The following is a 12,371-nucleotide window of genomic DNA, read 5'->3' as shown; positions in this document are numbered from 1 at the left end:
CGCGATAGAGTCGCCAAGTGACGAGCACCGCAAGGCCACCGAGGATCACGGCACCGAGGCGAGCCGCGAGTGTAGAGCCGGGCTCGAGCCAGCTGCCGATGCCGAGCAACGCAACCCCAGGCGGGTGATCGAAATAGCCCCAGGCGAGCCGGCTGGCCCAGTCGAAATAGTAGGCCTCATCCCGCATCACCGGGAGCAGATCAGCCAGCAGCAGCCGCCAGGCGCTGATGCCGAGTGTCAGCAACAGCACCCAGCCGAGACCGCCAGGAAGCGCTGATCGAGGCCGAGCGGCTTGGGTTGCGCCTTGCTGCTCAGACCTCAGAAGGGGTAGCGGTGCGGCGGCTGCGCGTGACGGAGTTCGGCGCATCTGGACCCGGTTGGATGGGGTTGTCTGAGGCTGAGGCGATGCTGCTTGGTCTGGCTTGGTACGCCGCATAGGGCGGTGACTCATGAGGCCTGCTGCGCGCCCATGCAGTCGCTCTCGCCCAGGCTGCGTTGGATCAACTGCTGCAGACGCTGCTGGTCGTTGAGCAGCTCATCGGGCGGGGTCGGTGAGCGCTTGAGCATCACTGCGGCCTGCTCAAGGCCCTGGCACCGGTCGCTCCCGGACTCGTTCAACAGGGCTTGGTAGACCAAGGCTGAGGCGCCGTAGATGAATCCGAATGCACTGTCTGGCACCTGAGCTCGCGCCTCTTTCGCCGCCTCGAGTAGCTTTTGGTTCTCACGGTCGAGCTTCTTCTCGCGCACCGATGCATCGAGCCGATTGCGGCGCTCGCTGAGGGTCAGCAGCAGGCCGCCATGATAAGAGGCGATGCTCGGCGATTCACTCGAGCGCTGCAGGCTGAGCGCCTGGCGATAGCCGGACTCGGCTGCATCGAGGAGCTCGCGGGTGCGGCCGCGGGTCGCCGATGCATCCGCGGGCAACTCGATGACCAGCCGCAGGCAGGCATCGGCACGGATCGCATGCGCTTCGGCGCAGACGTCGGTGGCCTCACTGCACTGGATGTTGGACCCTGCAATGCCTTCCCAATTGCTAGCGACAACCAGCTCCTGCAACTGGCTCGGACTCAGGCCCGGGCCCGCGTTAACGACGGGCTGGGTCTCACAGCCGACAACCAGTCCAAGCAGGCTGCCCCCAAGCAGTGCTCGCGAAAGCCATTCAGAAGGAAAGCGTCTTTGCTCGTTGCGAGCTTGGCAAGCTGCTTGAGGCGTCATCATCAGCTGATCCCTGCCGTGCTGGTCGCAGGGCTCGTTGCAGTGCTCGTTCCCGTACTGGTCGCAGAGCTGGCCCCGGCGCGTGTCTCGGTGCTTGCGTCTGCAGAAGCCTGACGCGAAACCTTGCCGGAGGGTTGAATGAGCCCGTTGCTTGCAGGCTTTGCCCTGAGCCTGAATGGGGACGCGAATCGATGCTCGAGTTGATGTTTGATTGGGTGCTCGAATGGTTGCTCGAATGGAAATAGGCGTTGCAGGATGAGAAAGCCCATCCAGACCAGCAGGATTGAGGTCAGCGCGTCGCTGAAGAAATGCGCGCCGGCCGCCAGTCGGGCGAGCACCATCGCCAAGAGATAGAGGAGCGCCAAGCGCGTCCAGATCGATCTGAGCCCAAACAAGACCACGGGCACCGCCACCAGCCAGGCCGCTGCGGCGACATGACCGGACGAGAATGAGCCGCCTCCCTGGTCGGAGATCACAAAAGGCGGTGTGAACGATCGGTTGCCGCCGAAATGCTCGACCTGGATCGGACGCGCCCGGCCCCAGTGCTCCTTGAATACTTGGTTCACGATCAGTCCGGGCACCAGGGCCAGCAGCAACAACAGGAACATCAGGCGGCGTCCAGTGACACGCCTCATCAGACGCTTAGGAGCAAGGCGACAGAGGAGGCTACCGATTGCCTGCGGCCTGTGTGGCGCTGCGTCAATCGATGTGCACCAACCTGTCACCGCCCAGGCGCCAATCAGTCCAAGACCGATGATGACCAAGAGCTCATCGATCGATCCGTACATAAACTGCTCCCAGGCAGCACCGCGCGCGGCAAAGCCGACTTCCGGTGTCCCGAACTGGCTGGCGACGGCGAGGTCGAGCTGCGGAAACGCCAGCCAGAGATCGGCGAGCGCAAAGAACAGGATCGACACAGCGAGCAGTGATGGCGAGCCCTTAGGCAAGAGGCGATCGACTCAGAACAGGGTGTAGATGAACGGCGCGACCGCCGAGCCTTGCGCGAGTACGATCAGCGCCCCGAGCAGCAGCATGACGATGATGATGGGCGCAAGCCAGAACTTCTTGCGCTCGCGCATGAAGCCCCAGAGGTCTTTGAGGAGATCGAGCATCAGTAGGGTCTCTCGAAGGATTCGGGTGAGATCGGTTGGCTCGGCAGGCGGTAGCTCTTGGCCTCGGACTGCAGCCGGCGACGCATCGGGTCATGACCGAACAGGCGCATTGCCCAGCCAACCGGAACGAACAGCAGGAAGAACACCAGGCCAAGGATCAGCGGCGTCGTGATCCGGCTCAGCAGCAGACCAAAGCGCATCCAGCCACGGTAGACCGGCCGCAGGCTGGCGGGCGCGATCAGCCCCCAGAGGGCGAGCACCGCGGCCAGGGGCCAAGGCCAGATCGGCCAGCCGGTCTCGAGCAGCCAAGGTAGCAAGAGCGCGAATAGCAGGATGATGATGGCCGCCGTGGTGAGCGCAAAGCGGCGCAGACCGGCGCGGTCTAGCTCGGGGATAGGGTGCATAGGCTGAGTTATGGAGTCGGTTCTATTGCGGCTTTCGCGCCTTGAGGAAGCTCGAGTGACCGTGGACAAGTGCTTTCGGCTCGTGAGGCGTGCTTTCTTACCAGATGGCGACGTGCCCTGTACCTTAGTCCAGCTCGAAGGTCTGCTGCCAGCTGAGGTCCTGCTCCGCTGTCGGCTGATCAGCCTTGGTGAGCAGGCAGTTCTCGAGCACCAGATAGTCCATCTCGGTGCGCATGAAGCAACGATAGGCATCCTCGGGCGAGCCGACGATCGGCTCTCCGCGCACGTTGAACGAGGTGTTGACCAGCAGCGGACAGCCGGTGCGCTCGGCGAAGGTCTGAATGAGCCGGTGGAAGCGCGGATTGGTCTCGCGGTGCACGGTCTGTAATCGCGCCGAGTAGTCGACATGCGTAATGGCTGGGACCTCGGACCGGGCGACGTTGAGCTTTTCGATCCCAAACAGCTGCTGCTCGGCGTCGCTCATCGGGATGCGTTTGGACTCAGCCACCGGCGCGACAATCAACATATAGGGGCTCGGCTGCGACTGCGCGAACCAGTCGCCGACCTGCTCGGCGAGCACCGCGGGTGCGAATGGTCGAAACGACTCGCGGTATTTGATCTTCAGGTTCATCACCGATTGCATGCGAGGGTTACGCGGATCGCCGATGATCGAGCGCCCGCCGAGGGCGCGTGGGCCAAACTCCATCCGTCCTTGAAACCAGCCGATGATCTGGCCGGCGTCGAGCAGCTCAGCCAGTCGGGACATCAGCGATTCGTCGTCGAGCTGCTGATACGGGATCTCGGCGCGATCGAGGAAGTCCAGGATCTGGTCATTGCTGAAGCGGGGGCCGAGATAGGCACCCTGCATCCGGTCGGCGTCGGTGCCCGCGCGGGGCTGATCCAGATACTCATGCCAGACCGAAAGGGCGGCGCCGAGTGCACCGCCCGCATCGCCCGCGGCCGGCTGAATCCAGATATCCTCGAACGGTCCTTCGCGCTGCAGGCGACCATTGGCGACGCAGTTCAGTGCCACGCCGCCAGCCAGGCAGAGGCGATCGGCGCCGAGGTCCCGATGCAGGCTGCGCGCGAGCCGCAGCACCACCTCTTCGGTGATCACTTGGATCGACGCCGCCAGATCCATCTCGCGCTGGGTCACCGGCGACTCGGGCTTGCGTGGCGGGCCACCAAACAGCCGCTCAAAGGCACGGCTGGTCATGGTCAGCCCGTTGGCATAGTTGAAGTAGCGCATGTCCATGCGAAAACTGCCGTCATCCTTGAGATCGAGCAGATGGTCTCGGATCAGATCGACATAGCGCGGCTCACCATAAGGAGCCAGGCCCATCAGCTTGTACTCGCCGGAGTTGACCTTGAAGCCGGCAAAGTAGGTGAAGGCCGAGTAGAGCAAGCCGAGCGAATGCGGAAACGCGATCTCCCAGTGCGGGCTGAGCCGGTTGCCTTCGCCGAGCCAGGCGCTGGTGGTTGCCCACTCGCCGACGCCATCGAGACAGAGCACCGCAGCGCGCTCGAATGGGCTGGCGAAGAAGGCCGAGGCGGCGTGGGATTGGTGGTGCTGGGTGAACAACAGGGGTGGCAGCTGCGGAATCGACACCTCGCCGAGCTTGGCCAGCTCCTTCTTTAGCAGGTCCTTCAGGAAGAGCTTCTCTTTGAGCCAGATCGGCATCGCGGTGATGAACGAGCGCAGGCCGCGCGGCGCATAGGCCAGATAGGTTTCGAGCAGGCGCTCGAACTTGATCAGCGGCTTGTCGTAGAAGACGATCTGGTCGAGCTCGGTGAGTCTGATGCCAGCCTCGTCGAGGCAGTAGCCGATGGCCTCGGCAGGGAAGGCGGCATCATGCTTTCTGCGCGAGAAGCGTTCCTGCTGGGCGGCTGCGAGCACCTCAGCGTCGCGCACCAGGGCGGCTGCGCTGTCGTGATAAAATGCCGAAAGTCCGAGGATGTTGATCGCCATGGAACCCGAATATCCGTGCCGAAGTCGGCTCAAGCGGCAATGCCGCACTAGGCGGAGAAGTATAACGGAGTTCTGATGGGCTGACGCAGTTGCGACTGGCGTCTAGCCTCGATCTTGATTTGAGCTTGGGCCTGAGCCTGGGGCTGATATTGAGGGCGAGTGGGCAGAATGGTCTGGAGGTTGGAAGCGAAACGCATCGCTGCCGTTTCGCACTGAGGAATCGGCATGATGCGACGCCTGTTGCTGGGGCTTCTGTGGCTCCTGTTCGTCTTTCTGCTGCTACAGCTGGCGGGCTTTGTCTTCTACCAATTCGTGGTCAGCCGGCCGATCAGTGGCTATGGCTATCCGACCGGTCTCGAGGGACCACACCCCGAGCTTGGCTATCACTACCAGCCCGAGTTCTCGGCGCACTTCAAGGGCACCGCCTATCAGCACATCCTGATCGAGACCAATGCCCAGGGCTTTCGTGACGCCGATTTTGCCTCGCAGCCGGGGGAAGGGCTCAGGGTTGCGGTGTTGGGTGATTCGGTGGTGCTGGGTCCCGGGGTTGAGGCCGACGAGCGTTTCACGCATTGTCTCGATCATCCAGTGCCTTTGCAGGCTGTCGTTGGCGAGCAGGTTAAGGGAAGCGCAAGCCGCTCGGTAGAGGCTGGACGCGCGTCGAGCACCAGCGCTTGGCGCATCCTCAACCTTGGCGTGCACGCCTACAGTTTCGGTCACTATGTGACGCTCGCCGAGCTCGATTTTCTCGGTGCCGAGCCGGATGCGGTGCTGCTTGGGATCACGCTCAATGACTTTGCCCCGATGCAGAGCGTCGGTCCCGCGCGACGCGCGCGTCGGCAGGCCGAGGGTTGGCACAAGCCAGAGTGGATCGCGCGCATCCAGGCGCGGATCGGGCGCACCTATGCGGCGCGCTTCCTTGATGAGCTCGACACCCGCATCCGCTACGCCCTGCTCAGCGCCGACGAGCGCGAGGCCTATCACACGACTTGGATGCGAACTGTGGTTGAGGCTTGGCAGCAGGACGAGAACCGGGAGCGATTTGCCGCAAGGCTCGATCGATTTACAGCCGAGGTCGATGCACGTGGCCTGCCGCTTGGCTTCGTGCTCTTTCCGGAGCTGAACGCGCTGCGTGATCCTGCGACCTTCGATGGTCCGCGCCAACAGGTGAGGGCGATGCTTGAGGCCCGCGACCTGGATTATTGCGATCCTTACGATGACTTCGCCCGCCAGTCAGACCTCGATGCCCTGTTCTTGGTGCGCGACAGCGTGCACTACACCCCGCGGGGGCATCAGGTGCTCTGCGAAGCGATCCAGCGTTGTCTCGATAGCGGTGAACTGCCGGAGCTTGCCGCCGCTCGTGCCGGACAGGAGTCGATCGATCAATGACCTCCTGCGATCTCGGACATCAACGTCCTTGTTGATGACGAAAATCGCTAGCCTGGCAGCCAGGAGCGATTGGTCGCCGACTCGATTGGATTCAGTCGAGGTGCCGACAGCCGCACGATTGAGGGTGCCGTCCCGAAACCGCTTAACCTAGCTCGGCGATCAGCGTTTCTGGGATGCCTAGGGCTTCCAGATAGGTGCGCGCGCTGGCCTCGACCGAGAAGGCCTGCGCGTGCTTCCGCAATCGCTCTGGCGTTGGCGGATCGGCCAATGTTGCGCTGATCACCCTTGCGAGCGCCTGATGGTCGCCAACCGGCACCAGGGCCTCTGGACAGCAGGGGCCGAGGATCTCGCGCGGGCCGGATGGGCAGTCGGTACTGACCGTCGGCGTGCCGCAAGCAAGCGCTTCGACCAACACGATGCCCAGGCCCTCCCAGCGTGAGCTGAGCGCAAAGACGGCCGCTCGGCGCATATAGGGATAGGGGTTGGCCACGAAGCCCGGCAGGTCGAGCGCTTCGGCAACGCCAAGCTCGGACGCCAACGCCTGCAGTCGCTCGCGCCGACGCCCTCGGCCCAGGATGATGAGCCGACAAGGGCGCTCGGCGCGGACCAATGTGAAGGCGCGGACCAGGGTGGCGAAGTCCTTGCGCGCACCGAGCTCGCCGACCCCGAGGATCACCGGTGGCTCACCGGCCGCGAGCCAAGGATGCGCGATCGGCTCCTGTGACAAGCGCTCCAACCGCGCCGAGACGATGGGGCTGTGGACCACCTGGATACGTGCACGGGCGAGGCCGAGCTGCTCGACCAGATCCTCTGCGACGCCGACGGAAGGGACGAGGAGACGGTCCGCGAGCCGATAAAGATAACGGATCGAGGCGCGCTGCAGCCAGCGCTCGCCCAGACCGCGACTCGCCAGATTGACCGAGACCGTGGTCCCAAGCCTGACGCCGACAAGGGTCGGGGAGCCGGCCAGCCAGCGCGCTAGGAGGGCGATGCGATTGACACGGTCCTTGTCAGAGAGCAACGCAGCGGGGCGCTCGCTTCGCAGATAACGCACCAGCGCAGGCAACGCGCTGTTCACATGCGCCGTGCCGAGATCGATGCAGCGTACGCCCTGCGGAATGCTCACGAGCTGCGGGCCATGCCTGCGCACCTGCACCAGATCGACCTGCAGCCCCCAAGCGGCCCACTGCTCGATCAGATTGACCAGGATACGGTCGACGCCACTGTGGCCCGAGGTGGCGGCAAAGATCGCGATGCGCGCGGCGGGCGATGCATTCCTCGGAGCCATGATTCGTCCTTGCGTGCCTGCCGCGAGTGGCGCAGCAGCGGCTTCAGGAGAGTCAAGGACGCAGCCTGCCGCCGCAGAGCAGTTAGCGCGCCTCAATCCGAGCGCTTGCGCATAGCCTGTCGCACTGAGCTTGGGGTCGAAGCGCGCCGCACCGGCACGCAGCTGCTTGGCTGAGAGCGGCGCCTGCAACACCGAGCGCATTGCATCCGCGAGCGCCTGCGGGTTGTCGACCGGCACCAATGGGCCGAGACGGCCATCATCGAGGATATCTTGGGCGCCGCTTGGGCAGTCGGTCGAGACGCTTGGCGTGCCGAGCGCGATGGCTTCGATGAGCGCGTTATTGGCGCCCTCGAAGATCGACGAGCAGACGAAGAGATCGGCAGCGGCGACATAGCGGAAAGGGTTCGACTGATGCCCTAGTAGCTCCACGCGCTCGGCGATGCCGAGCCTGGTCGCCAGCGCCAGCAGTCGCTCGTGCTGGCTGCCACTGCCGCAGATCATCAGCCGGGCATTCAGCGTTGCGGGCAACAGGGCAAAGGCGCGCAACAAGAGGCCGAAATTCTTGGCCCGCACCAGACGCCCGACGCTTAGGATCACCGGTCCGGTCTTGTCCTTGAGCCAAGGGTGTGACATGGGCTTGGCAGCAAGCGCCGCGATTGTCTCGGCATCGACAGGGTTGAGGATCGTCTCGATGCGCGGTTGCCGGTTGCTGAGTCTTGGCGAGCTGCTGAGCATCCGCTGAAGTGCCGCGCTGACGCCAGAGGAGTTGCCGATGAGCAGATCGGCTTCTCGGTAGAGCTCGGCGAGCTGCCAGCGTTTCCAAAGCGCCGTCCAGGGGCTGGTGCGTTTGAGCCGCTCGGGGACATTGGTCCCCACGCGAAAGGCCGTGAAGGGTCGCTCGGTGCCCAGTTTGCGCCGTCGCAAGAGGCGATGCGTCTGATCCTTGTTGCTGAGGATCGCGTCCGGATGCCGTTGTTGCAGATACCGGCGCAAGGCCCTTTCGGCTTGTCGATGATCATCGATATCGACGGTGAAGCGGTTCACCTGACCCCTGAGGTCCTCAAGGTCGGGGTGCTGCCCCGCGGGAAGTAGCAGATCGATCTCGATACCGATATCGAGCAGGGCATCCACCAGGGTGATCATCACCCGCCCAATACCGCCACTGCCGGGCCGGAAGCCGATCATCGCCAGGCGTGGCCGTTGCCGCAGCGACCTCTGGTCGCTGTGCGCGTCGGTTGCCTCCGGATCGTTGGTGCTCATGGGCTGAGCCTGGGCCGACGCTCTGTTGGTCATGATGGCTGTGGGAGCCCGCCGGGGATCAAGAGCTCGAGATACTGAGCGGCAATGCGCTCTGGTGCGAAATCGACTGCCCGCGCAAGCAGCCTTGTCGCCGGGGTTGGCTCGGTTAGCACCTGTTGGATGGCGAGGGCCATCGCGTCGACGTCGCCGATGGGGGTCAGGGGTCCAAACTCGCCATCGGCGAGGATCTCTCGTGGTCCACTGGGACAATCGGTTGCCACCACTGGGGTGCCGGCGGCCATGGCCTCGACCAGGACATTACCGAAGCCTTCCCAGACCGAAGAGAGCACGAAGACCGCGGCCGCTGCCATCTGCGTCCTGGCGTTAGGCACGAATCCAGGCAGTGCAACGCGCTCAGCGACGCCGAGCTGGCTGGCGAGCTGCAAGAGATGATGGCGCTCTGGCCCTTCGCCGAGGATCAGCAGCCGGGGGCGAGGCTGGTGCTCGACGCGGGCGAAGGCCTGGATCAAGGTGTCAAAGCCTTTTTGCCTTGTCAGGCGGCCGGCACCGAGGATCACCGGTTCCACCGGCGCCATGAGCCAGGGATGGAGCTGGTCATCAGGTGTCAGATCGACCGTGGCAATCGGGTTGTAGCGGATGTGGAGGCGATCTTTCAGCGCTGGCACCAAGGCTTGGAGGTCCTGGGCGACCCCCCGGGAGACACAGATCACGCCGTCTGCTCTTGGGTACCATCGTCGCAGGACGCGCAGCCGGTTCCAGCGTCGCAGCAGGTTGAGCCGCTGCAGGCCCGGCGTCAGCGCATTGTGCACGCCAAGCAGGATACGGACACCCTCGCCAGCCTGGCGCGCCGCAAGCAGGTTGGCTCGATGTCCAGCGGCCAGCAGGGCCCTCGGTGCGCGCTCGGCGAGATAGCGCTCTAGGCGCCGCGCCTGCTGCCAGCGCCGACACTGACCGAGCGGGTGAATGCGCAGATCGGGGTGCAGCTGCGGGAATCGCTCGCGCCGGTCATCCGCCGTGAAGGTCAATAGCTCGACGCGCGCGCCGGCGGTGCAGAGTCCTGCCGACAGGGTTCTGATCACAGGGGTGATCCCGCCATGAGCCGGACCAGGGTTGCGCCCAAGCGGGCTGAGAATCGCAATGTCCGGTCGCATCATGTCCGCCGGCTGAAACAATCTGCATACTATACCGAGCCCTGAGCCGCTGTACTCGATCATCAGTGCACCGTATCCGTAACCGATACCGGCTCCCGGTCCTACCGGTCCGGTGACCGGCACGCGCCACTGGATCGAGAGATGGGCACGCGGCCAGTGTGCGAGGTGTCTTGGCAATCGAGCGTCGGCGCCTCGCATTGATCCGCGCAAGAGTGGTGCTGGCTCGAAGGTGAATGTCTCGACCAGTGCTGGATCGATGCCGGCGCAGGCGAGCAAGCGGCGAGCTGCCTTTTGAGGGCGCGGCTTACCTCGGCGATTGGTGTCGTAGCCTGGCAGGATCACGGGTGTCGCGCTAGTCCAAGTGCGTGCCGTTCCAACATAGCGGCGCTGCAGCCGATCGTCTTGGGCCGCGGGCGCCAGCACGGCTGCTGCGGATTCGCCCGGCGGTGATAGCTCTGCGCCGATAAAACGGTAGGTGACAGCGCGCCAGATTTCGGCATCCAAGATTAAGGGTGCCGTCAATAAGACACGCCGAATGCGTCCATCGGCATAGAGATGGCCGACGTTGGGCACAGGCGTCGTCAGGATGCGCTGCGTGTCATCGCCATGCCCGATCAACGCGGCGACCGTCTCACGACCCAAGCCCGCACGCGTTGCAGCCTGGTGGATGGCATGGCGACTCATGGCTGCGATTTCCGTAGCCGCGTTGCCGGGAACCGACCAGGGACGGTCGTCGGGGGTTTGCAGCGACATGAGGAGCCAGCGGCGCTTCGGCGGGTCAAGCTCGCAGCGATATGACGTCCGCCGATGCTGCGGTTCGGCGAGCATGCGGACGATGCCGTCTGTCGCGATACGGCGCCGTGCCGCCTGATACCGTTCTTCAAGAATATCCAAGACCCCAGCATAGGGCACAGCCAGTTGGTGTGCTCCCTGCTCGGTGGGCTCCCAACGAAGTCCCTCGGGCCTATCGCCACCTGGATTAAACACAGCCCAGGCGGTGTCGATGCCTTGACCTAAGGCCGTTAAACCGGCAGCGAGCCGGCGCAGCCCTGGCCCGTGACTCGGGGTTGCTGAGTTGGGTGTCCAGACATAGATGACAGCGCCTTCGCCCTCGATTTGGTGGCGATGACGCACCCGGATCGTCCGCAGCTTGCTCGTCTTGCGACGTGCCCCAGCGTCGTCGCCCCGGGCGTGGAAGCTGAGAATGACATCGCCATCGTTGTTTGGAACCGAGGCTGCGGCCGGCCCAAGCTGCATGGTCGTCGGTGCATAGATGGTCGGCGGACCAAGCATTGCCAGATGCTCGAGAGCGTCCTTGAGCTGTGAATCCGTCATGCAGGCGGGCCCCGCCCCGGCGACAAGCGCCGAGTAGAGGCGCAAGGGCGAAGGCGGCCATTCCTGCCCGTGATAGGCGGAGTCCAGCCAGGTAACGCGGATGCGCATCGAGTCACTCCTGGCTCTGGGCGCGGCCTCGCGATGATATGCTCAACAGCAGCATTCCGCCCCGAACTGATCGATCTTTTCGAACAGCGTCCAGCGTCCGGCCGTCTGTACGAGTGCGCGCAGACTGAGCACGATGCCAGCCCCTCTGGTCTTCCAGCGCATGCCCGAGGCGCATAGGCGCTGCTTGTAGAGTGTCGCCTTGCTCGTGATACATGTTGGGACTCCAAGTCGCCAAAATGACTGCGCTCGGCGACAGCCATTGTGCCCCGGTTCGCCCCGCTCCGGGCCGCCGCTCCGCCACGAACAGCGCCCAGAGGGCGCGTTCGGGCTGCGCACCGGCCCTACGGCGAATGGCTCGACGGCGTGTGGGATGCGCTTTGCATACTGCCTACGCGGCTTCGGGTCTACGCCCCTTCGCCACTGCGGCAGCATGCACGCGCCCACGCCTACCGGGGACTACGCGCCTTCGCTTCGCTCTCCATGGCGCGCAGCGGACGAGGGTCTTGCAGGCGGCTTCGGTGACGCCCGAGCCGATCGGCAGTCCCTCGGCAACGAAGGTGGGATAGTCCATTTGATGGCGGTGGTTGTCGAAATAGGTGCGCGCACTGCCGACGTCATGGCGGACCTTCTGCGAGAGTCCGACTCGATGGGCGAGACGCGCGGCCTCGCCGATAAGCAGGTCCAGTGCCGCCGGGTCCTGCTTGAGCTTGGAGCAGTGGGTGTGCTGCCAGTCGGCGCGCCGCTGCGCGTCGCGGTGTTGCGGATACTACGCCTGGGCGATCTTGACCACGTATTCCGTGGCATGGAAGAAGTCGATGAGTTGTCGCTCGGTGTGTTGTTCCAGAAACGTCCAGTTGCCATACGTGCCCTCGGCGATGCCCAGATACAGGGCGTCGGGATAGTGGTGCTTGGTGCGGGCGATCTCGCGCTCCATGCGCGCCAGGAAGGTCTGCTTGCCGTACTCGGGTGCCGCAGCCAGGTAGAGGGTGTGCCGGCGCTCACTCTCGTGGTCGTAGAACGACAGCGCCCCGGCCATGGCTTCGCGGTAACCGTCGCTGTCGGCCATCGGGAGCATGGCCCCGTCAAGACCGACTTTACCCCCGCAAATCGGCCCATCTTTCGCCGCTAGGCCGCGTGGTT

8 protein-coding genes and 3 pseudogenes are annotated in these 12,371 nt (G+C 64.3%); 1 reads left to right on the top strand and 10 read right to left on the bottom strand.

The annotated features are described in order from the left end of the window. The 6 genes and pseudogenes from ACY693_RS07125 to ACY693_RS07100 form a co-directional block, all read right to left on the bottom strand. A pseudogene (locus ACY693_RS07125) lies at positions 1-250 on the bottom strand (glycosyltransferase family 39 protein); the annotation flags it as partial. 197 nt (positions 251-447) lie between these two features. Further along, positions 448-1,056 carry a hypothetical protein gene (locus tag ACY693_RS07120; protein ID WP_462321134.1) on the bottom strand — a complete coding sequence of 203 codons (609 nt, stop codon included), beginning with the start codon at positions 1,054-1,056 and terminating at the stop codon, positions 448-450. A gap of 161 nt (positions 1,057-1,217) precedes the next feature. Beyond that, positions 1,218-2,162 carry a phosphatase PAP2 family protein gene (locus tag ACY693_RS07115; RefSeq protein ID WP_462321133.1) on the bottom strand — a complete coding sequence of 315 codons (945 nt, stop codon included), beginning with the start codon at positions 2,160-2,162 and terminating at the stop codon, positions 1,218-1,220. Positions 2,163-2,174: 12 nt separating this feature from the next. Further along, positions 2,175-2,327 carry a DUF5989 family protein gene (locus tag ACY693_RS07110; protein WP_462321132.1) on the bottom strand — a complete coding sequence of 51 codons (153 nt, stop codon included), beginning with the start codon at positions 2,325-2,327 and terminating at the stop codon, positions 2,175-2,177. Next, positions 2,327-2,731, bottom strand: coding sequence for an SxtJ family membrane protein (locus ACY693_RS07105; RefSeq protein WP_462321131.1), 405 nt, complete (start codon positions 2,729-2,731; stop codon positions 2,327-2,329). Before ACY693_RS07105 ends, ACY693_RS07110 begins: the two co-directional genes overlap by 1 nt. Before the next feature lie 124 nt (positions 2,732-2,855). Beyond that, positions 2,856-4,700, bottom strand: coding sequence for a carbamoyltransferase family protein (locus ACY693_RS07100; protein WP_462321130.1), 1,845 nt, complete (start codon positions 4,698-4,700; stop codon positions 2,856-2,858). Positions 4,701-4,925: 225 nt separating this feature from the next. On the opposite strand from ACY693_RS07100, the gene ACY693_RS07095 reads away from it, so the two are divergent. Then, positions 4,926-6,089 carry a hypothetical protein gene (locus ACY693_RS07095; RefSeq protein WP_462321129.1) on the top strand — a complete coding sequence of 388 codons (1,164 nt, stop codon included), beginning with the start codon at positions 4,926-4,928 and terminating at the stop codon, positions 6,087-6,089. A 142-nt stretch (positions 6,090-6,231) separates the two neighbouring features. Here ACY693_RS07095 and ACY693_RS07090 read toward each other — a convergent pair whose 3' ends face one another. The 4 genes and pseudogenes from ACY693_RS07090 to ACY693_RS07075 form a co-directional block, all read right to left on the bottom strand. Then, complete coding sequence (locus tag ACY693_RS07090) at positions 6,232-8,637, bottom strand: glycosyltransferase (protein WP_462321128.1); 2,406 nt, start codon at positions 8,635-8,637, stop codon at positions 6,232-6,234. Between the two features lie 29 nt (positions 8,638-8,666). After that, the gene (gene csb2, locus ACY693_RS07085; protein ID WP_462321127.1) at positions 8,667-11,231 is read right to left on the bottom strand and encodes a type I-G CRISPR-associated protein Csb2; all 2,565 of its coding nucleotides are present in this window, start codon (positions 11,229-11,231) and stop codon (positions 8,667-8,669) included. A 42-nt stretch (positions 11,232-11,273) separates the two neighbouring features. Continuing rightward, positions 11,274-11,423, bottom strand: a pseudogene (locus ACY693_RS07080) (ISKra4 family transposase); the annotation flags it as partial. Between the two features lie 574 nt (positions 11,424-11,997). Further along, positions 11,998-12,371: pseudogene (locus ACY693_RS07075) on the bottom strand (ISKra4 family transposase); the annotation flags it as partial.

It is taken from the genome of Halochromatium sp. (genome assembly GCF_054919635.1).
Note: the sequence above shows the minus strand (reverse complement) of the source record. Positions and strands in the feature narration are given on the sequence as shown.

Bases quoted from the DNA above. Each gene is read 5' to 3' on its own strand.
- ACY693_RS07095 (WP_462321129.1), top strand. From the start codon at position 4,926: ATGATGCGACGCCTGTTGCTGGGGCTTCTGTGGCTCCTGTTCGTCTTT.
- ACY693_RS07105 (WP_462321131.1), bottom strand. From the start codon at position 2,731: ATGCACCCTATCCCCGAGCTAGACCGCGCCGGTCTGCGCCGCTTTGCG.
- ACY693_RS07100 (WP_462321130.1), bottom strand. From the start codon at position 4,700: ATGGCGATCAACATCCTCGGACTTTCGGCATTTTATCACGACAGCGCA.
- ACY693_RS07110 (WP_462321132.1), bottom strand. From the start codon at position 2,327: ATGCTCGATCTCCTCAAAGACCTCTGGGGCTTCATGCGCGAGCGCAAG.
- ACY693_RS07090 (WP_462321128.1), bottom strand. From the start codon at position 8,637: ATGAGCACCAACGATCCGGAGGCAACCGACGCGCACAGCGACCAGAGG.
- csb2 (WP_462321127.1), bottom strand. From the start codon at position 11,231: ATGCGCATCCGCGTTACCTGGCTGGACTCCGCCTATCACGGGCAGGAA.